24 protein-coding genes are annotated in these 23267 nt (G+C 73.0%); 10 read left to right on the forward strand and 14 right to left on the reverse strand.

Annotated elements, in window-relative coordinates:
- Positions 1 to 249: 249 nt before the first annotated feature.
- The 3 genes from DC008_RS08170 to DC008_RS08180 all read left to right on the forward strand — a co-directional run bounded on the left by DC008_RS08170 (position 250) and on the right by DC008_RS08180 (position 4398).
- Positions 250 to 2559: a PEP/pyruvate-binding domain-containing protein gene (locus DC008_RS08170; protein ID WP_244221485.1), complete on the forward strand. Its 2310-nt coding sequence runs from the start codon at positions 250 to 252 to the stop codon at positions 2557 to 2559.
- Entirely contained in the window at positions 2556 to 3476 is a 921-nt protein-coding gene (locus tag DC008_RS08175) for a hypothetical protein (protein WP_108706376.1), read from the forward strand. The genes DC008_RS08170 and DC008_RS08175 overlap by 4 nt, the downstream gene beginning before the upstream one ends.
- Positions 3477 to 3693: 217 nt before the next feature.
- A complete protein-coding gene (locus DC008_RS08180; RefSeq protein ID WP_108706377.1) occupies positions 3694 to 4398 on the forward strand; it encodes a fused DSP-PTPase phosphatase/NAD kinase-like protein in 705 nt (234 codons plus the stop codon).
- A gap of 11 nt (positions 4399 to 4409) precedes the next feature.
- Here the strand turns inward: DC008_RS08180 and DC008_RS08185 are convergent, their stop codons facing one another.
- From DC008_RS08185 to DC008_RS08195, 3 genes are all read right to left on the reverse strand, one after another.
- A complete protein-coding gene (locus DC008_RS08185; protein ID WP_108706378.1) occupies positions 4410 to 5213 on the reverse strand; it encodes an SAM-dependent methyltransferase in 804 nt (267 codons plus the stop codon).
- 100 nt (positions 5214 to 5313) lie between these two features.
- Positions 5314 to 5568 carry a DUF397 domain-containing protein gene (locus DC008_RS08190; protein WP_108706379.1) on the reverse strand — a complete coding sequence of 85 codons (255 nt, stop codon included), beginning with the start codon at positions 5566 to 5568 and terminating at the stop codon, positions 5314 to 5316.
- Positions 5569 to 6429, reverse strand: a complete 861-nt coding sequence (locus DC008_RS08195) for a helix-turn-helix domain-containing protein (protein WP_108710608.1) — start codon at positions 6427 to 6429, stop codon at positions 5569 to 5571.
- A 235-nt stretch (positions 6430 to 6664) separates the two neighbouring features.
- On the opposite strand from DC008_RS08195, the gene DC008_RS08200 reads away from it, so the two are divergent.
- The 3 genes from DC008_RS08200 to DC008_RS08210 all read left to right on the forward strand — a co-directional run bounded on the left by DC008_RS08200 (position 6665) and on the right by DC008_RS08210 (position 9897).
- Positions 6665 to 7384, forward strand: a complete 720-nt coding sequence (locus DC008_RS08200) for an ATP-binding protein (protein WP_108706380.1) — start codon at positions 6665 to 6667, stop codon at positions 7382 to 7384.
- Positions 7375 to 7809 (forward strand): hypothetical protein, encoded by a 435-nt coding sequence (locus tag DC008_RS08205; protein ID WP_055621510.1) that lies wholly within the window; start codon positions 7375 to 7377, stop codon positions 7807 to 7809. The genes DC008_RS08200 and DC008_RS08205 overlap by 10 nt, the downstream gene beginning before the upstream one ends.
- A 144-nt stretch (positions 7810 to 7953) precedes the next feature.
- On the forward strand, positions 7954 to 9897 hold the full coding sequence (locus DC008_RS08210) for an ABC transporter ATP-binding protein (RefSeq protein WP_108706381.1): 1944 nt from the start codon (positions 7954 to 7956) through the stop codon (positions 9895 to 9897).
- Between the two features lie 24 nt (positions 9898 to 9921).
- Here DC008_RS08210 and DC008_RS08215 read toward each other — a convergent pair whose 3' ends face one another.
- The 5 genes from DC008_RS08215 to DC008_RS08235 form a co-directional block, all read right to left on the reverse strand.
- Complete coding sequence (locus tag DC008_RS08215; RefSeq protein ID WP_055621512.1) at positions 9922 to 10107, reverse strand: hypothetical protein; 186 nt, start codon at positions 10105 to 10107, stop codon at positions 9922 to 9924.
- A gap of 153 nt (positions 10108 to 10260) precedes the next feature.
- Positions 10261 to 10950, reverse strand: coding sequence for a DUF899 domain-containing protein (locus tag DC008_RS08220; RefSeq protein ID WP_108706382.1), 690 nt, complete (start codon positions 10948 to 10950; stop codon positions 10261 to 10263).
- A 96-nt stretch (positions 10951 to 11046) separates the two neighbouring features.
- Positions 11047 to 12399: an amidohydrolase gene (locus DC008_RS08225; protein ID WP_108706383.1), complete on the reverse strand. Its 1353-nt coding sequence runs from the start codon at positions 12397 to 12399 to the stop codon at positions 11047 to 11049.
- Between the two features lie 50 nt (positions 12400 to 12449).
- Complete coding sequence (locus DC008_RS08230; protein ID WP_108706384.1) at positions 12450 to 14345, reverse strand: FUSC family protein; 1896 nt, start codon at positions 14343 to 14345, stop codon at positions 12450 to 12452.
- Between the two features lie 682 nt (positions 14346 to 15027).
- Positions 15028 to 15789, reverse strand: a complete 762-nt coding sequence (locus tag DC008_RS08235) for a nucleotidyltransferase domain-containing protein (protein ID WP_108706385.1) — start codon at positions 15787 to 15789, stop codon at positions 15028 to 15030.
- Between the two features lie 158 nt (positions 15790 to 15947).
- Between DC008_RS08235 and DC008_RS08240 the strand changes: the two genes are divergently transcribed.
- Together DC008_RS08240 and DC008_RS08245 are read left to right on the forward strand one after the other, a co-directional pair.
- Entirely contained in the window at positions 15948 to 16370 is a 423-nt protein-coding gene (locus DC008_RS08240; protein WP_108706386.1) for a RidA family protein, read from the forward strand.
- Positions 16367 to 16828 carry a GNAT family N-acetyltransferase gene (locus DC008_RS08245; RefSeq protein ID WP_108710609.1) on the forward strand — a complete coding sequence of 154 codons (462 nt, stop codon included), beginning with the start codon at positions 16367 to 16369 and terminating at the stop codon, positions 16826 to 16828. The genes DC008_RS08240 and DC008_RS08245 overlap by 4 nt, the downstream gene beginning before the upstream one ends.
- 13 nt (positions 16829 to 16841) lie before the next feature.
- On the opposite strand, the gene DC008_RS08250 is transcribed toward DC008_RS08245, so the two are convergent.
- Positions 16842 to 17531, reverse strand: a complete 690-nt coding sequence (locus DC008_RS08250; RefSeq protein ID WP_108706387.1) for a uracil-DNA glycosylase — start codon at positions 17529 to 17531, stop codon at positions 16842 to 16844.
- A 69-nt stretch (positions 17532 to 17600) separates the two neighbouring features.
- Between DC008_RS08250 and DC008_RS08255 the strand changes: the two genes are divergently transcribed.
- Positions 17601 to 18197 (forward strand): RNA-binding S4 domain-containing protein, encoded by a 597-nt coding sequence (locus tag DC008_RS08255; RefSeq protein WP_108706388.1) that lies wholly within the window; start codon positions 17601 to 17603, stop codon positions 18195 to 18197.
- Between the two features lie 30 nt (positions 18198 to 18227).
- Here the strand turns inward: DC008_RS08255 and DC008_RS08260 are convergent, their stop codons facing one another.
- The gene (locus DC008_RS08260; protein WP_108706389.1) at positions 18228 to 18665 is read right to left on the reverse strand and encodes a DoxX family protein; all 438 of its coding nucleotides are present in this window, start codon (positions 18663 to 18665) and stop codon (positions 18228 to 18230) included.
- 178 nt (positions 18666 to 18843) lie between these two features.
- Here DC008_RS08260 and DC008_RS08265 point away from each other — a divergent pair, with 178 nt between their 5' ends.
- The gene (locus tag DC008_RS08265) at positions 18844 to 19179 is read left to right on the forward strand and encodes a DUF6343 family protein (protein ID WP_108706390.1); all 336 of its coding nucleotides are present in this window, start codon (positions 18844 to 18846) and stop codon (positions 19177 to 19179) included.
- A 26-nt stretch (positions 19180 to 19205) separates the two neighbouring features.
- Here the strand turns inward: DC008_RS08265 and DC008_RS08270 are convergent, their stop codons facing one another.
- The 4 genes from DC008_RS08270 to rpsA all read right to left on the reverse strand — a co-directional run bounded on the left by DC008_RS08270 (position 19206) and on the right by rpsA (position 22954).
- A complete protein-coding gene (locus tag DC008_RS08270; RefSeq protein ID WP_055621522.1) occupies positions 19206 to 19586 on the reverse strand; it encodes a tetratricopeptide repeat protein in 381 nt (126 codons plus the stop codon).
- A gap of 91 nt (positions 19587 to 19677) precedes the next feature.
- Positions 19678 to 20277 carry a dephospho-CoA kinase gene (gene coaE, locus DC008_RS08275; RefSeq protein ID WP_108706391.1) on the reverse strand — a complete coding sequence of 200 codons (600 nt, stop codon included), beginning with the start codon at positions 20275 to 20277 and terminating at the stop codon, positions 19678 to 19680.
- 30 nt (positions 20278 to 20307) lie between these two features.
- Entirely contained in the window at positions 20308 to 21246 is a 939-nt protein-coding gene (locus DC008_RS08280) for a PAC2 family protein (RefSeq protein WP_108706392.1), read from the reverse strand.
- Between the two features lie 214 nt (positions 21247 to 21460).
- Entirely contained in the window at positions 21461 to 22954 is a 1494-nt protein-coding gene (gene rpsA, locus DC008_RS08285; RefSeq protein WP_108706393.1) for a 30S ribosomal protein S1, read from the reverse strand.
- Positions 22955 to 23267 lie beyond the last annotated feature (313 nt).

The raw sequence follows: 23267 nt of genomic DNA on the forward strand, positions 1-23267 counted from the left end.
AGTGGGATCATCGGTAAAGGAGGCGGCCGTCACCGACGCGATCGGACGCGTGCCGGTCGTGACCCGCCCCCATCCTTCGTGCCGCCGTCAGGCGCAGGGCCACCCCAGCGCGTCCCCCCTGTTGGCGGTCGGCCCTGGAGGGTGTTCATGACGACGCTCGATGCACGTCACGGAGAAGGTGCGCGCGGCAGGGAAGGGCACCGGGGCGCTACGTCACCCGGTGGCGCGGGGCCTTGCGGCCCGGCAGTGGTGCCGTTGAGCCGCGCCGGCAGCGCGCTCGCCCTGACCGGCTCGAAGGCGGCGAATCTCGCCCGCGCGGCGGCCGCGGGTCTGCCGGTGCTGCCGGGGTTCGTGATCCCTCATGGTGCGAGAGAGGACGAGGTCGCGCTGCGTCGTGCCTGGGACGAGCTCTCGGACGGCGGCGCCCGGCCGCTTGTCGTGCGGTCCTCCTCGCCGCAGGAGGACACGGAGGAGTCGTCGCTGGCGGGCCGGTTCGCCTCGGTGCTCGATGTGCGGGGCTGGGCGAGCTTTCGCGCGGCCGTCCGTACGGTCCAGGACTCCGCCCGTCTGTCCGACGGGTCCACGGCACCGATGGCGGTCCTGGTGCAGCCGATGCTCGGCGCACGGGTCGGCGGGGTGCTGTTCGGTGCCGATCCGGTGGCGGGGCGTGCTGATCGCATGCTGGTCAGCGCGGTGCCGGGCGGGCCGGACAGCCTGGTCGGCGGGACCCGGGCGAGCACCGATCACTGGCTGAGCCGCCGGGGGCGTCTGATCCGCGTCCTGGCCGCCGAGGACCCTCCGGAGGAGCCTGCGGCGCCGCGGTCCTGGGCGTCGGAGGACCTGCTGGCCGATTCCTCGGGCGAGCCGAGCCACCGGCCGGGTTCCGCCGGGGACGGGGCGTTGCTGACGCGTGGGGAGCTGTTCCGGCTGGCGCGGCTCGCGCGTCGGGCGGAGCGGGTCTTCGGTGCTCCGCAGGACATCGAGTTCGGTTTCGACGCGGACGGGCGTCTGTGGCTGTTCCAGAGCCGGCCGATCACGGCGATGGCGGCCCGTCCGGCGCGCGGGGCCCGGTTGCTGGGGCCGGGGCCGGTGGCCGAGACGCTGCCGGATCAGCTCACGCCGTTGGAGGAGGATCTGTGGGTGGCGCCGATGGCCCGGGGGCTGGCGGCCGCGCTGGACATCGGGGGTACGGCGCCGCGCCGGGTGCTGCGGTCGATGCCTGTGGTCACGACGGTCGGGGGGCGTGCGGCGGCGGATCTGCGGTTGCTGGGGACGGTGCCGCCCCGGCACCGCTGGCTGGCGCTGCTGAATCCGGCGCCCGGGGCGCGCAGGCTGACGGCCGCCTGGCGCATGGGGCGCCTGACGGCCGCCCTGCCCGGTCTGGCCCGTGATGTCGTCGCCGACGTCGACAGCCACCTCGCGGAGATACCGCCGCCGTCCACCCTCGCCGGAACCGAGTTGGCGGCGGAGCTGCGCTGGTCGCGCCGGGTGCTGGTGTCGTTGCACGCGCAGGAGGCCCTCGCCGGCGCTCTGCTGCGGGAGCCGCCGGGCGGCCGGACGGCGGCCGGTGTCGCGCTCGCCGCCCTGGACCGGGCCCGTGCGCGCGGCGTCCCGGACAGCCGCGTGATCGCCACGGACCCGGTGGTCCTGGCACTCACAGCTCCCAGTCTGCGAGAGCCCCGGGCGCTGCCGGAGCCGACACTCCTCCCGGCGCGATCGCGGCAGCCGCAGCCTCCTGCGGCTATGGAGACTGCGGCCGGTACGCCGTCCGCCGGCCCCGCCTCCCTGCCGCCCCGCGAAGCCCTGCGGCTGCGGGTGCGGTGGGTGCAGGAGTTGCAGGTGCGGCTGGTGCGGGAGGTCGCGGAGCGGCTGGGGATCGGGCCGGACCGGGTGGCGCTGCTGCGGTGGCCGGAGCTGACCGCCGTCCTGGAGGGCGGCGCGCTGCCCGCCGACCTTCCCGCACGGGTGCCGCCGCCCGCCACTCCCGCGCTGCCGGACGCCTTCCGGCTGACCGGTGACGGCCAGGTCGTCGTCGAACGCGGCTCCGGTGGCGACGGCGGGGCGCGGGGCGTCTCGGCGGGCCGTGCGCTCGGGACCGTCTGGGCGGGGACGGCCCCCCGGCCCTCTGACGCCGTGCTGGTCGTGCGCACCCTCGACCCGGCGCTGGCCCCGCTGCTGCCCGGCCTCACGGGCCTGGTCGCCCAGACCGGCAGCGCGCTGTCCCATCTGGCGGTCCTGGCACGGGAGTTCGGGATCCCCACGGTCGTCGGCGTCACGGACGCGGTGCGCCGGTTCCCGCCGGGTTCGCGGATCGTCGTCGACGGGACGGCGGGAGACGTACGGCTGGGAGAACCCATAGGCCAGGGAGAGGCCCTACGACAGGGAGAGGACGTACAAGCCACACCGGACGTACGAGCCGCACAGGACGTACGAGCCGGAAGGGACGTACGAGAAGGAGAGGACGTACGAGGCGGAGAGGGCGTACGGGCCGGACAGCACATACGAGCCGGACGGAAGGCACGAGCGGGAGGAGACCTACGACCGGGGGGCGCGTCATGAAGAAGATCGCCTATGTCTTCGGAGCGCTGGCCGCCGCCGGTGCGGGCACCTATCTGATCGTCTATCTGTACCGCTGGCAGTGGCAACGGGCGTTGATCTGCGGAGTGTTGCTGCTGGTGGTGGAGGTGATGCTGTTCGGGCTGGTGACGTTGGGGCGGCTGAACCGTATCGAGCAGCGGCTGGACGACGGCGCCCGGCGCCCGTACGAGCCAGACGGGCGCCGCACGGAGGATGTGCTGGGCCGGCTGCGTGAACCGGTCGCCGCCCGGCAGGAGAGGCGTTTCCGCTGGCTGGAGGATCCGGCGGACCGGACGTATGTCTTCGTGCCGGTGCTGATGGTCGCCGGGGTGGTGCTGTCCGGGCTGGCGTGGGTGGTGCAGAGGTTCGCGGCGGTGACGGCGAGGCCGGTGGAGCGCCGGCTGGCCGGCCGGTTGTCGGTGCTGGCCGCGCCGGATCCGGCGGCCCCCGGCGATCTGGACGACCTGCCGGCGATCGGCGCCGGGCGGGGCCGTACCGCGCACGTCACCGCCGTCACGCTTTTCGGGGGTGCCCTGATCGCCGCGCTGGTCGTGGGGCTGGCCGATCTGACCCAGACCAGGCCGGAGGAGGGCAACGAGCACGAGGCGACCTCGGTGGTCGTGCGCCTCGACACGCGGGGCAGCCACGCCTCTCCGGCCGGGCAGGCGCTGGCCGCGCGGCAGATCTGGGAGAGCTGCCGGCACTCGACGTCCGCTCCGCTGCGGCACGCGCCGCTCGGTGATCTCGGCAACGGCATGTACGCCGGGGTGGTGCGCCCGGCGCTCACCGATCACGACATGATGCGGCTGCGCGGCTGTCTGGAGGACGCGACGCTGGAGCGCGCCCACTTCACGGTGGTCGCCGTGAGCGACGTGGAGTCGGGCGACGACTCCCGATGACCCCATTTCACGCCCCGATGACCCCATCTCACGCCCCGGCGGCGCCCGTCTCACGCCCCGGCGCGCCGATTGCAGCCCTCGAGGAAGCCCTGGGCCGCCACTCACCGGACATGTCAAATGCGACCTATTGCACAATAATCGTACGTTTCACCCATTGATCTCGGATCCTTGGGTACTCTGCCTAAGCGCCCTCGTCCCCTAGTTCCCCGGGTCGCTCATGGCTGTCCTCTCCGCCACCCTGCCCAACCCTGCCCTGCGTCCTCGCCCACTGTCGCGACGCCTGCTGCGGGCCGTCACCCTCACCCTCATCGGTTACCTCGTGCTGTGGGCCGTGGGCGCCGGGAGCATTCTGGGTCTGTCCTTCTGGGCCCGCGCGGAGACTCCGGCACCGGCCGGAACCCGGGCCGTACAGGGCGTGAACCACTTCCAGCCGGTGGACGGCGACGGCCGCCTGTGGCGCGGTTCCGCACCCTCCCCCGCCGGTTACCGGGCCCTGGCGGCCATGGGCGTCACCACGGTGGTCGACCTGCGCGCCGAGCACATGAGCGCGGCCGAGCTGTCCGAACCGGACAAGGCCGGGCTGTCCGCCGTACGGCTGCCGATCCGGGACGGGCAGACGCCGTCGCCGAAGCAGGTGCAGCGCTTCATGGACATCGTCTCCTCGGCGCCGGGCCCCGTGTTCGTGCACTGCGGCGCCGGTGTCGGCCGTACGGGCGCGATGGTGGCCGCCTACCTCGTGAACTCCGGGCAGGACTCGGCGACGGACGCGGTCCGGCGCAACCTCGCCGTCGGACCGCCGTCCCTCGAGCAGATCTACTACGGGCTGAACCTCAGCCCCGCCAAGGCCGAGCAGCCCCCGCTGCCGGTCGTGGTGGTGAGCCGGCTGGTGGACGCGCCCCGGCGCATCATGTCGTACTTCTGAAGCGCAGAGTCCTAAGGCTTGCGCCCCACCGCGCCATACCCCGGAATGATCCCGTCCTCCTGTCCGGGGACGGGATCGCCCAGTTCGGGGTGCCACAGGTGCGGGACCTGTACCCCCGGTTCGACGAGTTCCAGGCCGTCGAAGAACCGGCTGAACTCCGCGTGTGAGCGCAGTGCCAGCGTGACGCCCGCCGCGCGGAGTTTGGCGGTGGCCGCCTCCGACTCCTCGGGGGTGAAGTCGGCGGTCGCGTGGGTCATCACCAGGTAGCTGCCCGAGGGGAGTTCGGACAGCAGCTTGCCGACCAGCTCGTGCGCGCCGTCCTCGTCGGGGACGAAGTGCAGCAGCGCGATGAGCGAGAGGGCGACCGGGCGGTCGAGGTCGAGGACCTTGCGGGCGCCCTCGAGGACGGCCTCCGGATCGCGCACGTCGGCCTGGAGGTACCGCGTGGCACCCTCGTCGGTGCCGCGCAGCAGGGCCTCGGCGTGGGCCAGCACGATGGGGTCGTTGTCGCAGTAGACGACGCGTGCGTCGGGCGCGACCCGCTGGGCGACCTGGTGGAGGTTCGGCTCGGTCGGTATGCCCGTGCCGACGTCGAGGAACTGTCGTACGCCCCGCTGCGCGAGCCAGGTGATGGACCGGTGCATGAACGCGCGGTTGACGCGTGCCATGACCGGCACCCGCGGGTCGAGGGCGAGCATCTGGCGGCCCATGGCCTCGTCGACGGGGTAGTTGTCCTTCCCGCCGAGGTACCAGTCGTACATCCGCGCGGGGTGGGGCTTGCTCGTGTCGATCTCGGCGGGGTGCGGCCCGGTCATGGCGTACTCCGTAAGGTCCGTCGGCAGGAAGTCTTCAACTCAACACCAAATTAGGGGAATCGCAGGAACACAGCAGATGAGCAACGGTCGTGCGGGAGGGTCAGGAGAGCAGGAAGTCCGCCTTCCCCGCCTTGGCGCCCTCGATGAACGCCGTCATCTCGTCCGTCGTGTAGATCAGGGCCGGTCCGTCCGGGTCGGTGGACTGCCGGACGGCGATGCGCCCGTCGGAGAGTTTCATCGCCTCCAGGCAGTTGCCGCCGTTTCCCCCGCTCCACGGTTTGTGCCAGCCCTCACTGCCCAAGTCCCGCGCGGGCATGCCGTTGTAGACGGGTATGCGCGGCTTGATGCGATCCATTCACAGCTCCTTGCGGAGATCCCGCAGGATCTCCTTCGTGCGATGTGCCGTAGCGGCCTGTGCCGCCATGCGGTCCATGACCTCGAGATGGGTGGCCACCTCATTGCGCGCGTCGAGGTAGACGGCGCCGGTCAGGTACTCGCTGTAGACCATGTCCGGGAGTTCCGGCACGGCGAATCGGAAGAGCACGAAGGGGCCGAACGTGCCGGGATGCACCCCGTTGGCGAACGGGGCGATCTGCAGGGTCACGTGGGGCAGCTTCGTGGCGTCGAGCAGTTTGTCGATCTGGGCGCGCATCACCTCCGGACCGCCGACCTGGCGGTGCAGCACGGTCTCATCCATGACGACCCAGATGCGGGGCGCGTCCTCGCGGGTGAGGAGACGCTGGCGGCGCATCCGCAGGTCGACATGGCGTTCGATGTCGTCGGGGCTGGTCTGGCCGATGGCGCCCGAGCGCAGCACGCCGCGCGCGTAGTCCTCGGTCTGGAGCAGTCCGGGGACGAAGTGCGGTTCGTACGACCGGATGAGCGCGGCCGCGCCCTCCAGGCTGACGTACAGGGAGAACCAGCCGGGCAGGATGTCGTGGAACCGCTGCCACCAGCCGGGCTTGTTGGCCTCCTCGGCGAGGTGGACGAAGGCGTCGGCCTCCGCGTCGGAGACGCCGTACGCCTTCAGCAGCAGCTGGAGGTACGGGATCTTGAGCGAGACCTCGGCCATCTCCATGCGGCGGACCGTGGCGGGTGCGACCCGCAGGATGCGGGCGGCGTCCTCCCGCTTGAGGCCGGCGCTCTCGCGCAGGTCGAGCAGGCGCCGGCCGAGTACGACCTGGCCCACTGTCGGCGCGGACCGCGGCTCGCTCACGTCCACCTCCAGGCACGGGTTCGGCCCGGTGAGGGCCGGCTCATCTTCGACTGGTCGCCGACAGGCCGACGGCGCCATTCGAAGATCTGTTCGAAGACCTGATGGATCTCCGCTGATCCCAACTGGCGCCGTTCGACAAGCTGTTGCGAGCAGTGTGCCACGCCGTTCCAGAGAGTCATACGGCACTCTGCAATTTTCAGAGTGACACTTGCCAAGTGTTCACGGCGGGGCGATAGTGGCAAGCGTGATTCCGTCCCCGCCCTTAGGAACAGACGCCACTGTGGTCCCCCACGGCCTCGGTGCCGACGGGCCACCCCCCGCCCGAGCCGATTCCGCCGCGGGGAGGGGAGTCGGCCCGCAGCGCCGTGCCGGTGAGCGCCGGTTCCGGTTCGAGCTGGCCGCGCACCCGGGTTCGGCCGCCCAGGCCAGACGGCTGACCACGGCGCGGCTGAGCCGGTGGTCGGTGTGCGAGGACACCTGTGAGACGGCGGCCCTGGTCGTGTCGGAACTGGTCACCAACGCGATCGTGCACACCGCCAGCGAGCACATCGTGTGCGAGCTGCACGACGGTGCCGATCTCGTCCGCATAGCCGTGCGCGACGAGGGGTGCGCGGCCGGTGAGCCCCACTCGTCGCCCGCGCGTCAGGCGGAGGAGCACGGCAGGGGGCTGCTCCTCATAGACGCGCTGTGCCATGCGTGGGGGGCCCACGAGCACGGGTCCGGTCTGATCGTGTGGGCCGAGCTGCCGCGCACTACGGCGGACGCCGGCGCCCCGGTGGACGCCCGGGAACCGCGGAACGACCTCGGCTGGGGCTCCCGCCCCAAGCCCGGCCCGGCCGACGGCTCCGGCGACGAGGACGAGGCGCACGGCCGCCACGACGGGACGGGCGACACCTTCCCAGAACACCCCAGCACAGGGCACGACGGCACAGGGACGGGGGCCGCATGGCTGTGATCGGTCTGTCCGGCGGCGGCCAGACGCTGAGCCTGGACTCGCTGGTCCGCTTCCGCCGCGGCATGCGCACGACCGCCGCTCCGCGCCGGCTGCCCCTCCCGGAGGGCATGACGGCACCCCTCGGCTGCGACGCGGTGGCCGTCCCCGCCCGTATCGGCCCGCTGGTCCTGCCCCGGCTGCCGCGCGTCGGATGCGTGTACGCCGACGAGTCGCACTGGTGGTGGATCGTCCCCTCGGACTCGGACTACGCCCTGGAGTGGCCGGAGTCCGTCCGCTACTCGACCGGCGCGATCGTCCCCGACACGCCCCGTCTGATCCACCTCCCGGACGGCACGGTGCCGTACACGCCGCCGATCCCGCTGTATCTGGCGCTGTGCCGGGTGATCGGCACCACCCCGAGCTGGTCCCGGCAGCTCAGCGCCTGAACCCGCGCGAGGCCCCTCCACCGCCGGCCGTACGCCCGCGCGCATCCGCCCGCCCGCCCCGCGCCCTCCCGCCCGGCGTGCCCGCCCCGTCATAGTGGCCCTCCGCCGCGGCGGTCCGGGGGGGATGAGCGGGGAGGGCGTGAAGTGGGGAAGAAGCAGGACGGCGAGGACACCGGGGTGTCGGAGTCGGAGCGGCTGCTGTTCGGCGGGCCGCTCCGGTACGACATGGGATGGAACCAGCACCGGGACGCCTTCCTGGAGCTGAGCCTGCGCGCCATGGTGCGGCGGCTGCCGTCGCTGCTGGCCACCAGCTTCCGGCTGGCCTGGCAGGCCGACCGGCGCGCCGCGCGGACCGTGCTCGTCGCGGAGATCGCGCGGGGTCTCGCCCAGGCCGTCGCCCTGCTGGCCGTGAACAGCGTGCTGGGCCGGCTGATCGGCGGCGGCGCCATCGACGAGCGGCTGCGGGACGCCGCTCCCGCGCTCCTCACGATGGCCGCCGTCATGGTCGTCTCGACACTGCTGCGCGCCGCCTCCACGTACGCCACCGGGCGGCTGGAGCCCAAGGTGGAGCGGGTCGCGACCGAGCGGTATCTGGAGCGGGCGGCGGCCGTGGAGCTGGCCGCGATCGAGGACCACGCGTTCCACAAGCTGCTGGACACCGCGCAGTACGGGGCGTCGTCCGCCCGCCGCATGATCGCGTACAGCACCCGGGTGGTGAACGCGGCCATCTCGCTGATCGCCGCCGCCGGTGTGCTCACCGTGCTCCACCCGGCGCTGCTGCCGCTCCTCGCCACGATGACGCTGCCGAGCGCCTGGAGTGCGCTGACCAACGCCCGGCGCCGCTACGAGTCGTTCCACACCTGGGTGCAGCACGCCCGCGCCGGGCATCTGATCAGCGGGCTGCTGACCGAGCCGGCCGCCGCGCCGGAGATCCGTGTGCACGGCGTGGGGCCGTTCCTGCTGCGGCACTACCGGGCGATGTCGGAGACCGCCGAGGCCGAGCAGGCGCGGCTGGCCCGGCTCGCGGCCCGCACCGGGCTGATCGCGGCGGCCTGGACGGGGCTCGCGACCGTCGCGACGTACGCGACGCTCGGCGGGCTGCTGCTCGCCGGGGCGATGGCGCTGTCAGTGGCGGGTACGGCGGTCATCGCGATCCGGACCGGCTCGTCGAGCCTGGACACCCTCGTCCTGGAGGTCAACGCGCTGCACGAGGAGGCCCTCTTCGTCGGCGATCTGCAGCGGCTGTACGAGGAGGCCGCCGAGCGGGCGATCCCGGTGGGCGGGGCGCCGCTGCCCGAGGACCCGCGGGAGGTGCGCTTCGAGCATGTCAGCTTCTCCTACCCGGGTGAGTCGTCCCGCCCGGCCCTGGACGACGTCACGCTGACCCTGCCGCTCGGCCGGATCGTCGCGCTCGTCGGCGAGAACGGCTCGGGCAAGACGACCCTGGTCAAGCTGCTCGCCGGCCTCTACACCCCGGACCGGGGCCGCATCCTGTGGGACGACGTCGACGCGGCCGGCGCCGACCGGCACCAGCTCGCCGAACGCATCGCGATGGTGGCCCAGGACTTCAAGCGCTGGCCGTTCACCGCACGCGTCAACGTGGCCGTCGGCCGGTCGTCCGTGCCGCTGACCGAGGAGCGGCTGGACACCTCGATCGCCCAGGCCGGCGCTCAGGACGTGGTGGCGGACCTGCCGCGCGGCCTGGACACCCTGCTGGCCCGGCAGTTCAACGGCGGGCACGAGCTGTCCGGCGGCCAGTGGCAGCGGCTGGGCATCGCGCGGGCCGCGTACCGGCGCGGACGCATCCTGATCGTGGACGAGCCGACGGCGGCCCTGGACGCCCGGGCGGAGCTGGAGGTCTTCGAGAAGATCCGCGCCCTGGCCTCGGCCGGTCAGACGGTCGTGCTGATCACCCACCGGCTGGCGTCGGTCCGGCACGCCGATCTGGTGCACGTCCTCGACCAGGGCCGGCTCGTGGAGTCCGGCACCCCGGAGGAACTGCTGGCCACCGGTGGCCTGTACGCGGAGCTGTACTCGCTCCAGGCGGAGCAGTTCACGGCCCGGGTGCCCGCACCGAGGCCGGGCTGACCCGCCCGGTCATCACTGAGTTCCTCAGGCGGTGACGTCCGCCGTGGCGTCACCGCGGACGATCACCAGGAAGGCGTCCGTGGCCAGGTCCATCACGACCTCGGCCGCGAGACCCTCCATGCGTCGCGCATGCGCGAACTCCTCGGCCGGCCACGATCCGCGCGGCCCGCCCGCCGGAAAGCGTTCGAGCACCGTTCGCCCGTTCACCATCCTGCACCTCCCGTGGCGTCGTACTTGTAGGAGTTAACGCCTGAGGGGTGCCGATCGCCTCGGCCGGTGACGGTACTGAGACGTACTTGACACCCGTTCACCGCTGTCCGTGAACGGATGGGCACAGGGCATCACGGGGGACGACGGTCCGTGTCAGCCCTCGTACTCGTCGTGATAGCGGACGGGCCCGGCGCCCGCAGGACTACCGAAGGCGGACGCGCGCCCCTGGGGCTCCTCCCACTTCTCCTGCCGGCCCAGCGCGGTCAGGTCCAGGAACCCGGTGGTCGAGCCGAGCCCGTCGAGGCCGCGCCCGTACGTCGAGTAGGTGTGGAAGACCCGGTCCCGGTCCCGCAGGAAGCAGCTCAGGCCGGGCCGCTCCACCAGTTCGCCGTCGCGTTCCAGGGTCACCTCGAAGTCGAGGTTGAAGTCGGGGCCGCAGGCGGAGTACCAGGGGACGCTCCAGCCCATCCGGGCCTTGAACGGCAGGATCCGGGTGAACGGCGCCCGGGAGACGGCGGCGAACGTCGTGTCGCGCGCGTGCAGATGCGCGAGTTGGCCGATCTGGTCCAGGAACGCCGAGCAGGTGCGGCAGCCCGCCTCCCACTCGGGCGCGAACATGAAGTGATACACGACGAGTTGGTGCCGGCCCTCGAACAGGTCCAGCAGCGTGGCCTTGCCGTCGCCGCCCTCGAACACGTACTCCTCGATGACCTCGACCATGGGCAGGGCGCGCCGCTCGGCGTTCAGCGCGTCCCGCGCGCGGGTCGCCGCCTTCTCCTTGACCAGCAGTTCCTCGCGTGCCGCGCGCCACTGCTCGCGCGAAACGATCTCCGGAAGCGACATCGGCGCCCCTTCTGTACAACGGTCCGTCCACAGGGGTGACCGGGGCCGTCGCCGGAACTCATCGCCGTACCGTGAAATTTCTCGGCGGACTTCCCCTTACGTGTCGTACTCCTGGATGCGCCGGCCGTGGCCGCGGTCCAGGAGTGCGGGCAGCCGCTCCCCCAACTCCCGTACCACGGACGGCACGTCGAGGGTGAGGAGTTCCCGGTCGCGCATCAGGATCCGGCCGTCGACGATCGTGGTGCGCACGTCGGAGGACCGGGCGCTGTGCACGAGGGTGGCGGCCAGGTCGTGCACGGGCTGGGTGTGGGGGCCGCTGAGGTCGACGAGCACGATGTCGGCGCGGCGCCCGGGCGCGATGCTGCCGATGGTGTCGCCGAGTCCGACGGCCCGCGCGCTCTGCAGGGTGGCGTGGTGCAGGGCCTGACGGGCGGTCAGCCAGCGTGGGTCGCCGGTCGTGGACTTCTGGACGAGGGCGGTGAGGGCCATCGACTCCCAGACGTCGAGGGAGTTGTTGGAGGCGGCGCCGTCGGTGGCGAGGCCGACCGGGACGCCGATCTCGCGCAGCGCCCGCACCGGTGTGGTGGTGGGCCAGCCGAACTTGAGGTAGCCGCGGGGCGCGGTGGCGACGGCGACACGGCCGCCGGCGTCGCGGAGCGCGGGCAGGTCCTCGTCGAGGATGCCCGTGCCGTGCGCGATGAGGACGTCGGTGTCGAGGAGTCCGGTGCGGCGCAGCACCTCGATGGGTGTGACGCCGTGGCGTTCCAGGCTGGTGGTGGTCTGGTCGCGGTTCTCGGCGGCGTGCAGATGGACGGGCAGGCCGTGCTCGTGGGCGAGGCGGGCGGTTGCGGCGAGGTCGGTGTCGTCCACGGTGTAGGGGGCGTGCGGGGCGAGGGTGGTGGTGATCCGGCCGCCCGCGCGCCCGCGGTGCTCCAGGGCGAACTCCAGCGATCTCTCCCGGCCGGCCGGGCCCTGCGAGGAGAAGTACGCCTCGCCGAGGTGGGCCCTGATCCCGCACTCCTCGACGACGGCGGCGACGGCGTCCATGGCGAAGTAGTGGTCGGCGAAGCAGGTGACTCCGGCGCGGATCATCTCGGCGCAGGCGAGCCGGGCCCCCAACTCGACGTCGCGGGCGGTGAGGTTGGACTCGACGGGCCAGACGACGTCGTTGAACCAGGCGTCGGTCGGCAGGTCCTCCGCGACTCCGCGCAGGGCGGCCATGGGGGCGTGGGTGTGGCAGTTGATCAGCCCGGGCAGGGCGATCTGCCCGTGGGCGTCGATGCGTTCGCGGGCGGGCACCCCGCCGGCCTCGGCCCCGCTGACGACCGCTTCGACGACCCCGTCCCGGACGAGGATCGAGGCGTCCTCGGCGAACCCGATCGTCTCCTGATCGTCGTGCGTGAGCACCGTGCACCGGGTGATGACGAGATCGGCGGGAGGAGGCGTCATGCCGTCACGGTACGGCGCCGGGGTGCCTCCGCGGGGGCGGTTGCGGGGTGTCAGCCGGCGAGGGCGGGCACTGCGGCGGCCTCCGGGACGCGCAGCCCGGTGCGGTGACGTTCCCCGGCGAGGGTGTCGAGGAGTTCGGTGAGCCGGGCGGTGTGCTGCGGGGTGAGCCGTCCGGTGTCGTCGAGGTGCACGGCGCACGCGGTGGTGGCGTCGACGAGTTGTTCGAGGGTGGTGACGACGTGGTCCGCGCCCTGGGCGTGCCGGGCGAGCGCGGGCAGTTCGGCGGCGGTGAGCGCGACGGCGCCCCGGGCCTCGGCGAGCGTCCGGTAGGCCTCACGGCGCAGCGTCCAGCGCACGGCGCGCGGCGCGTCGGGGTCCCCGTCCGTTTCCGTGCCGGCTTCGCCCAGCACATGGGTGAGGTAGGCGGTGGCGGCGTCCGCGGCGGCGGTGAGCCGGGACCGTACTCCCCCGCCGCGCTGTCCGGGCATCGGCAGATGCCCGGCGACGAGCACGATCGCGCAGGCCAGCAGGGTCTCCCCGATCCGCCCTACGGACGCCTGCGGTTCGCCGCCCACCATGACCAGGGCGAGCACGAGGACCGTGACGACGGCGGTCTGGGCGGCGAAGTGCCGGGTGGCCACCGGGATCAGGGCGCCGCTGACCGCGACGAGCGCGACAAGCCCCTCGGGCCGGGGCAGTACGGCCGCGAAACCGGCGAAGACCAGGGCGCCGAGGACCGTTCCGGCCGCCCGGCACAGCACCCGGGAGACCAGCGGCCCGAGGTCGGGCTTGACGAGGAAGACGGCGGTGGCGGGCAGCCAGTACCAGTGGGTGTGCTGCCCGTACCAGTGGGCGTGGTGGAGCGCCTGGGCGATGCCGGCGGCGGCCCCGAAGCACAGGGCGACACGCAGCCCGTACTCCCGTCCGCCCGCCCCGAGCCCGGCGCGGACGCGGTCGCGGACGGTACGGCGCCGGGCGTGCAGGTTCCGGTTCTCCCGGCCCCGGTCGAAGGCCTCGGCGGCGTGCAGCAGGGCGTCGTCGAGGGCGCGCAGGGCGGGCGCCGACCGGGAGGGCGCGGGCAGCGGCCCGGTGTGGGTGCTGCCGCGCACGGCGGTGGCGAGGCGCCGGGGCCCCTCGCCGGCCCGGGCGGGTACGGCCTCCCCGGCCCAGGCGAGCGCGGTGGCCGCCTCGGCGAGCGGCAGGGCGGCCGCGTACTGGGCGTGCAGCCGCCGCTCGGCGGACGACGAGGCGTACCGGCGCAGCCGGGGCCCGGTCAGGGCGTCCTGCGCCTGGTCGAGGGCGGCGGTGAGGGCGGCCCGGCGGGCGAGGGCGTGGTCGGTGCCGACGGCGTCGAGGAGTCCGGCGATCGCGTCGTACACCCCGGCGACGGCGGCCCGTTCCCCGTCGAACCGGAAGTCACCGGCGAGGGAACCCGGGGTGGGCAGCGCCAGCCTGAGCGCGAGCAGCCAGGCCGCGCCGGCGAGGAAGGCCAGGGCCCGCTGGCCCGCGCTCTCGGGCAGCGGCATCCCGGCGCCGACGGCCGTGGCGACGAGCACCTGGGTGCCGGCGGCGGAGGCGACGGGCCCGACGGCGCACACCCCGCCGGCGACGAGCCCGAGCAGGGTGAGGACGAGGGTGAGCGGTACGGCCCCCAGGTGGTCGCCGGCGTAGGTGCCGGCGAGCACACCGGCCGCTCCCGCCAGCGCGGGCACACCGATCCGGTGCACGGACGAGCGGCGGCTGCCAGGACGGTCGTTGATCCCGGCGAGCATGGCGGCGATGGCGGCGACGACCCCGAGGGTGGCCCGGCCTGCCAGGACGGCGGCCAGCAGCAGGGGCCCGGCGGACAGCGCCCCCCGGACGACCGCGCCCCACGGCACCGGTCCCCGCTGGGCGCGCAGAGCGTGGGCGAGCCAGGGCGGAAGCGGACGCGCGCGGCGGGACACAGGGCTCCTGTCGGACGAGGGCGAAACGCCTTCGGGCGACGGCGGCCGGGCGGCGGACTGTGCCTTCCACGGTACTGCCACGACGTGTGCCGCACGGGACGACGGTGTTTCCGGGAGGTGACGGTGGCGGGGAAGGCGGGTGCGGGTCGTCACGGGCGCCGTTCCGGGGAGGGTAACGACGCCGGACACGGCCGGCGCCGGTTGCCGTGCCCGGCGCGCGGCGCTCCGTAGGGCGACGACGCCCGGGACGGTTTGTGCCGGTTGCCGTGCCCGGCGCGCGGGTCCGGGAAGGCGGCGCTGCCGGGGAACGCGCGTGCCGGTGGCTGCCCCGCGCCCGGTGTTCCGGGAAGGCGACGACGCCGGGGACAGCGGGTGCCGGCCGCCGTGCCCGGCGCGGGACGTCCCGGGAAGGTGACCGTGCCAGGCACGGCACGTTCCGGTTGCCGTGCCCCGCGGGGTTTTCCGGCGAGGCGACGACGCCGCAGCCAGTGCGTGCCAGGCGGCTTGCCCGGCACCCGGCGCCTCGAGAAGGTGACCGTGCCAGGCCCGGCGGGTGCCGGTCACCGCGCCGGCACGCGGCGCTCCAGAAAGGCGACGACGCCGAAGACTGCCCGTGCCGGTCACCGCGCTCGGCGTAGCGAAAGGCGACGGTGCCGGGGCCGCCCGTGCCCGATCCGCGGGATCAGACGGCCGCGAACAGCGTCTCCGCCTCCGTCACCGCCCGCAGCAGGGCGTCCGGGCTCGGCTCCAGCCCAGCGAGGACGGCGTCCACCGAGCGCAGTCCCGCCCGTTCCAGCAGTCGTTTCTCGTTGGTCACCCACTCTCCTCGCCCGGCGAGCACGGCGTGCCCCGTCTGTACGGCCGCCGTGGCGATGGCACCCGCCACCTCCGTGAGGCGGCCGGCCGGGGCGTGGTGGGCGCGGGCGTAGGCGAGGGTGGCGTGGGCGGTGTCGTGCCAGCGTTCGCTCGCCGTGCGACGCAGCCTGGCCGGATAGCCGTCGGGGCTCGGCAGTTCGCCGCGCAGCACCCGGTTGATCGCCAGCTCGGCGACGACCAGGTAGCTGGGGATGCCCGCGAGGTGGAACAGCAGCGGCTCCACCCGGAACCGTCCCTGTTCGGCCTCCGCCATCTCCCGTTCCACGACGTCGAGATCGCGGTAGTGCACGTCGACCCGGCGTCCCTCGACGGTCAGCCACGCGCCGCCGTTGAAGACGCCCCCGCCCCAGCCGCCGACCTCGGACACCTCGCCCTCCCAGCCGGCCGCGCGCAGGTCGTCCGGGTCGAAGGGGCCGCGGTAGTAGACGGCCAGGTCCCAGTCGCTGTCCGGCCGGTGGGTGCCCTGCGCCCGGGAGCCGCCGAGCGCGACGGCCCGGACGGTGGGGAGGGCGGCGAGCCGGCCGGCGAGGGTGTCGAGGAAGACGGTGTCGTCGGAGGCGGTGGCCATGCCGGAAGCGTACGGAGCCGTCCGCCGCGCCGCCATGGGAAATCACGCGGCAGCGGACCGGCGGAAATTCGGATGCGCGTGGCTCCACGGCCCCGCATGATCGGCTGGTTGGGCACCTTCACCGCTCAGGACCTCTCAGCATCCCAGGAGCAGCCTTCATGATCCGCCGCGTCACCTCACCGGCCCTCTTCCCGCCCCCCACGTACTCGCATGCGTCCGTCGTGGAGGCGGGCACGCGGATCGCGTTTCTCGCCGGGTCCGTGCCGCTGGACGCGGAGGGCAAGCTGGTCGGCGAGGGTGATCCGGTACGGCAGGCCGAGCAGGTGGTGGCCGATCTGGAGGAGCAACTGCGGGCCGTGGCCAGCGATCTGGCGCATGTGCTGTCGACCGAGGTGTACGTCGTGAGCGGTGACACGGCGGTGCTCTCCGCCGTGTGGGAGGTCGTCGAGGCGTCCGGGCTGAGCACGGGCCCGCACTCGTCGACGCTGCTCGGGGTGGCCTGCCTCGGCTACTCCGGGCAGTTGGTGGAGATCACGGCCACGGCCGCCGTTCCGGACGCGGGACCGGAGGTGCGGTCCTGAACGCCGTCGCCCTGCGCCGGGCCGTGGCGGCCGACGCCCGGGCCGTCGCCGACGTGTGGCTGCGGTCGTTCACCGCGGCCCTGCCGTCCGTGGTCCGGCCGCACTCCGACGACGAGGTGCGCGCGTACTTCGGCGAGGTGGTGCTGCCGTCGCAGGAGACATGGGTCGCCGACCACGCCGGACGGGTCGTCGGGCTGATGGTCCTCGACGGTGACGAGCTCGCCCAGCTGTATCTGGACCCCGAGTGGCGCGGCCGTGGCGTGGGCGACCGGTTCGTCGGCCTCGCCAAGCGCCGCCGCCCCGAGGGGCTGAGCCTGTGGACGTTCCAGGTCAACGGGCCCGCCCACCGCTTCTACGCCCGGCACGGCTTCGTCGCCGCCGAGTCCACGGACGGCAGCGGCAACGAGGAGCGGGAGCCGGACGTGCGGTACGTGTGGCGCCCCGGGCAGCCCGCCTGACGCGGTGGGCGTCTCAGGTGCCGAGCCCCGCCGCCCCGGCCGCCGTGCGCAGCACGTCGCGCAGCATGGCGGGGGTGAGCCGGCCGGTGAAGGTGTTGCGCTGGCTGACGTGGAAGCAGCCGAAGACGTCCAGGCCGTCGAGGGCGACCCGGGCGCCGTGCGCGAAGGCGGGCCGGGGCCGGGGCACGGTCCAGCCGGCGTCGCGCAGCGCGGGCAGCGTGGCCTGCCAGCCGAAGGCGCCGAGGACGACGAGGGCGCGCATCGTGGGCTTCAGCAGCCCCAGTTCCCGTACGAGCCAGGCCCGGCAGGTCTCCCGTTCGCCGGGGGTGGGCCGGTTGGCGGGCGGCGCGCAGTGCACGGGGGCGGTGACGCGGACGCCGTACAGCTCCAGGCCGTCGTCGGCGGCGACCGAGGTCGGCTGCGAGGCCAGTCCCACGTCGTACAGGGCCTGGTACAGCACGTCCCCGGAACGGTCGCCGGTGAACATCCGGCCGGTGCGGTTGCCGCCGTGCGCGGCCGGGGCGAGCCCGACGATGAGCAGCCGGGCGTCGGGCGGGCCGAAGCCGGGCACCGGGCGGCCCCAGTAGGTCTGGTCGGCGAAGGCGGCGCGTTTGGTGCGGGCCACCTCCTCGCGCCAGTCGACCAGCCTCGGGCAGGCCCGGCAGCCGGTGATCCGCCGGTCGAGATCAGCGAGCGCATCCACCCCTCCACCGTACGGCCGCCGGGTGGCCGGACACCGCCGCCGGCCCGGGCCGCAGACTAAGGTCGAGACATGCCTTCCGAGGACACCGTGGAGACCCAGGAGACCGAGGACACCGTGGAGAAGACCGGCACGACGGCCGGACCGGACGCCGCACGGGAGCCGGCAGGCCCGGCCACCGCCGAGTCCCAGACCGCCGAGTCCCAGACCGTCGACCCGAAGATCGTCGCCGCCGTGGCCGCCGCCGAGGCGGCCGTGCCGCAGAACGGCGAGCCCGTCCGGGTCGACAGCTGGATCTGGGCCGTACGCCTGGTGAAGACCCGCTCCGCGGGCGCCGCCGCCTGCAAGGGCGGGCATGTGCGCGTGAACGGCCAGAACGTGAAGCCGTCGCACCTGCTCCGCGTCGGCGACGAGGTCCGGCTGCGGCAGGAGCACCGGGAGCGGGTCGTCGTCGTGAAACGGCTCATCCGCAAGCGGGTCGGTGCCCCGGTCGCCGCCCAGTGCCTCGTCGACAACTCGCCGCCTCCGCCGCCGCGCGAGGCCGTCGCCCCGGCCGGTGTCCGTGACCGTGGCGCGGGCCGGCCGACCAAGCGGGACCGGCGGGAGCTGGAGCGGCTGCGCGGCCTGATGGGCGGCGGCAGCGGCCCGGCACAGCCGCGCGGACGGTGATGTCCGGGGCGCGGCTGACGTCCGGGGCGCTCAGGCGTCCCGGGCCACCAGTCGCCGCAGATCGGTGAGGGAGCCGCGCCTGGCCCAGGCGATCAGGGCCAGCGGGACGATCAGGATGAGCGGGGTCGCCGCGTTCTCCCCGCCCAGCGCGGTGACCGAGACGATGAACGCCCCCACCATGAGCGCGCTCAGCGCGATCGCCGCGACCGACTGGAGCACGGGGATCAACAGCGCTATGGCACCGGCCAGTTCGAGCACACCGATCGTGTACATCCCCGTGCTGCCCCAGCCGAGCCGCTCGAAGGTCTCCGCCCCAGACGGGTGCGCGATCAGCTTCGGCAGCGCGCTCGCGCCCGCGTAGAAGAGGGCGAGCAGGATCTGCAGACCGCGCAGCGCGGTCCGGGCCGTGCGCCCCTGCGGGATCACGGCGCGGGCGGGGGCGGTACGGGAGGCGGTGGTCTCGGACATGCTCTCTCCTGGGTCTGCGATCCACGGTCTGCGATACCGGTCTGCGATCCGTGATCCGTGATCTGTGATGCGGTCGGAGTGACAGACCCGGGGTGGCCGCGAAAGTCATCGGCCGCCGGCGGACGATCCGACACGGGGTACCCGGAGTCCGAGGCATGCTGGAGGAGAGGTGGTTCCCATGCGTACCGGGAGTGAGCCGAGGACGGCGCGCAGCCCGCTGCGGATCCGCTTCTGGCTGTGCGTGTGGGGGGTGGCCTGGTCGGCCTTCGGCACGGTCGCGTTCGCGGTCGCCGGGCGTCCCGGCTGGGCCGTGGCCTGCGGTGTGCTCTGGCTGGTGATCACGATCGACATGATCATGGTCGTCCGGCACATCCGGCAGGGCCCGCACTACCAGCCCGGCCCGGACGTGCCGCCGTACGAGGCGTACGAGGAGGGCCGGCCGCCCGCCCGGCCGCACAGCACCGCCCCACGGGACCCGCACGGCCCACCGCCCCCACGCCACGAGGAGCCCTAGGTCGTGTCCGCAAAGTCCCAGGGGCCTCAGTCCTCGAACCGGGCCGCCTTCACGTACTCCGGGTTCGGGTCGAGCGCCGCCGCCAGCCGGAAGTGCCGGGTGGCCTGGTCGCGGCGGCCCTGCCGCTCATAGGTGCGGGCGAGCGCGAAATGCGCGAACGCGTTGTCCGGCTCGCGCTCCAGGACGATGGTGAACTCCAGCTCGGCGGGGCGCAGCTGTGCCGCGGCGAAGAAGGCCCGCGCGCGCAGCAGCCGGGCCGCGGTGTTCTCCGGGTGCGCGGCGATGACACCGTCGAGCAGCTTGACCGCGCCGCGCGGATCGCGCGCGTCGAGCAGCTGCTCGGCGGCGCGGAAGTCGATGACATGGGTCTCCGGAGTACGTCCGGTGGAACCGCTGGTCTGGGGCACGGCAGAGTCCTTCCCTCGCTGGGAGGGTTCAACGCCCGGACGCCGGGCCGCTATTCCGGCACCGCCGGTCGACGTACGGCGCTCCCGAGGCTCAGGCCCTCGCCCGGCGCACCAGGTCCTCCCAGACGTCCTTCACGCGCCGCCGCAGCTCGTCCAGCGGTACGTCGTTGTCGATGACGATGTCCGCGATCGAGCGGCGCTGTTCCCGGGTCGCCTGGGCGGCCATCCGGGCGCGGGCGTCCGCCTCGGTCATGCCGCGCAGCCGCACCAGCCGGTCCAGCTGGGTGCCGGGGTCGGCGTCCACGACGACGACGAGGTCGTACAGCGGGGCGAGGCCGTTCTCGGTGAGGAGGGGCACGTCGTGCACGACGACGGCGTCCTCGGCGGCGGCCTCCTCCAGTTCACGCGAACGCGCCCCGACGAGCGGGTGCACGATCGAGTTCAGCACGGCCAGCCGCTCCGGGTCGGTGAAGACGATGGAGCCCAGCCGGGGCCGGTCCAGGCTGCCGTCGGCGGCGAGGACGTCCTCCCCGAACGCCTCGACGACGGCGGCCAGGCCCGGGGTGCCGGGCGCGACGACCTCGCGGGCGATACGGTCCGCGTCGATCAGGACGGCCCCGTGCTCCACGAGCAGCCGGGACACCTCGCTCTTGCCGGCACCGATACCGCCGGTCAGACCCACCTTCAACATGGCCGCCAGCCTAGACGCCGCCGCGGCCCGTCAGCCGTCGCCCTCCCGCTCGGCCAGGAAGCGTTCGAACTCGCGGCCGATCTCGTCGGCGGAGGGGATGTCCACCGGTTCGGCGAGCATGTTGCCCCGGGTCTCGGCGCCCGCGACCGCGTCGTACTGGTGCTCGAGGCCCTCGACGAGGTTCGTGAGCTCGTCGTCGCCCTCGCGGATCTGCCGGTCGATCTCGTTCTGCGTGCGGTGGGCCTCGGTGCGCAGCCCGTGCGCCACACCGGGCAGGACCAGTCCGGTGGCCGCGGTGACTGCCTCCAGGACGGTGAGCGCGGCGTCCGGGTACGGCGAGCGGGCGATGTAGTGGGGGACGTGCGCGGCGACCCCGAGCACGTCGTGTCCGGCCTCCATCAGCCGGTACTCGACCAGCGACTCGGCGCTGCCGGGGACCTGGGCCTCGTCGAAGGGGCTGGTGTGGCCGGGGACCAGGTCGGTGCGGTTGCCGTGCGGGGTGAGGCCGACGGGACGGGTGTGCGGGACGCCCATGGGGATGCCGTGGAAGTTCACCGACAGACGCACGCCGAGCCGTTCGACGATCTGCTTCACGGCGGCGGCGAAGCGCTCCCACTCCACGTCCGGCTCGGGGCCGGACAGCAGCAGGAACGGGGCACCGGTGGCGTCCTGGACGAGCCGGACCTCGATGGCGGGCACCTCGTACCCGGACCAGCGGTCGCGCCGGAAGGTCAGCAGCGGGCGGCGGGCGCGGTAGTCGACGAGCCGGTCGTGGTCGAAGCGGGCGACGACCTGGTGGGGCAGCGAGTCCAGGAGCCGCTCGACGATCTGGTCGCCGGTCTCCCCCGCGTCGATGTAGCCGTCGAAGTGGTAGAGCATGACAAGGCCGGCCGACTCCTGGGCGAGCGCCATGTCGACGACGGCCAGGCCCTTCGGCTCCCACGTGTACAAATCCTGCGGATCAAGCACAGTGACCGCTCCTCCTCGTGTCCGTATGTGACAACGCCCCTACGGGCGGCGGCATTCCCCGGACGGAGGAGTTCTTGATCGTTTCCCGGCCGGCGGCCGGCAGGAGGCGTGACCGGCAGCCCGCGTGACCGGCGACAGCGGGCCGGGAACGGCCGAAGGGCCGTACCTCGAAAGGTACGGCCCCTCGGTCTTGGGCTCTGTCGGACGGAGAGCGTCAGCTCTGGCCGCCCGCCAGCTTCTCGCGCAGAGCGGCGAGCGCCTCGTCCGAGGCGAGCGCGCCGCTGTTGTCGGCACCCTCGGAGGAGTACGAACCGCCACCGGACGCGGCCGGAGCAGCGGCCTCGCCACCCTCGGCAGCGGCCTTCTCGTCCGCCTCGCGGGACTTGATGACCTGCGCCTGGTGCTGCTCGAAGCGCTGCTGCGCCTCGGCGTACTGGCGCTCCCACTCCTCGCGCTGCTTCTCGTAACCCTCGAGCCAGTCGTTGGTCTCGGGGTCGAAGCCCTCGGGGTAGATGTAGTTGCCCTGGTCGTCGTACGACGCGGCCATGCCGTACAGGGTCGGGTCGAACTCGACCGAGGCCGGGTCGGCACCGAAGGACTCGTTGGCCTGCTTCAGCGAGAGGCTGATGCGACGGCGCTCGAGGTCGATGTCGATGACCTTGACGAAGATCTCGTCGTTGACCTGGACGACCTGCTCCGGGATCTCCACGTGGCGCTCGGCCAGCTCGGAGATGTGGACCAGACCCTCGATGCCCTCGTCCACGCGGACGAACGCACCGAACGGAACCAGCTTCGTGACCTTGCCGGGCACGACCTGGCCGATCTGGTGGGTGCGGGCGAACTGCTGCCACGGGTCTTCCTGGGTCGCCTTCAGCGACAGGGAGACACGCTCGCGGTCCATGTCGACGTCGAGGACCTCGACGGTGACTTCCTGACCGACCTCGACGACCTCGGACGGGTGGTCGATGTGCTTCCAGGACAGCTCGGAGACGTGGACCAGACCGTCGACGCCACCCAGGTCCACGAAGGCACCGAAGTTGACGATCGAGGAGACGACGCCGGAACGGACCTGACCCTTCTGGAGGGTGGTGAGGAACGTCTGGCGCACCTCGGACTGGGTCTGCTCCAGCCAGGCACGGCGGGACAGGACCACGTTGTTGCGGTTCTTGTCCAGCTCGATGATCTTCGCCTCGAGCTCCTTGCCCACGTAGGGCTGGAGGTCGCGGACACGGCGCATCTCCACGAGGGAGGCCGGGAGGAAGCCGCGGAGGCCGATGTCGAGGATGAGACCACCCTTGACGACCTCGATGACGGTACCGGTGACGATGCCGTCCTCTTCCTTGATCTTCTCGATGGTGCCCCAGGCGCGCTCGTACTGGGCGCGCTTCTTCGAGAGGATCAGGCGGCCTTCCTTGTCCTCCTTCTGGAGAACGAGGGCTTCGATCTCGTCACCGACGGCGACGACCTCGTTGGGGTCGACGTCGTGCTTGATCGAGAGCTCACGGCTCGGGATGACACCTTCGGTCTTGTAACCGATGTCGAGCAGGCCCTCGCCCCGGTCGACCTTCACGATGACGCCGTCGACGATGTCGCCGTCGTTGAAGTACTTGATCGTCTCGTCGATCGCGGCGAGGAAGGCTTCCTCGTTACCGATGTCGTTGACCGCAACCTGCGGGGTGGTGGCGGTGGTCTCGGTGCTGCTCGTCATGTGGGAAAGGGCTCCGGTACGGACATTGAGTCGTAGGTACTGCTACGCCGGGAGCCCGTATCGCTCTGAAGAAGCCGGACAGCCAAGGAAGCGCCAAACGGGAGAACCCTTATGGCGCCTCGACAACCGAGGGGACATACAACAGATGCGAGCGCAGCCTGCTACGTCTGAGGTGCGCAGGCCCGCAGCGCAACTTGTAGCATACGGGGGCAGCCGGGCAGGGTCAATGCGCGAAGCCGCACACCCGGGGCGGATCGCCGCATACCCGGCACAGAACCTGTCTCCACAGGCCACGCGCGCCTAGGGACACCCC

The sequence above is a fragment of the Streptomyces nigra genome, assembly GCF_003074055.1.
In the GTDB taxonomy this organism is placed as follows: Bacteria; Actinomycetota; Actinomycetes; order Streptomycetales; family Streptomycetaceae; genus Streptomyces; species Streptomyces nigra.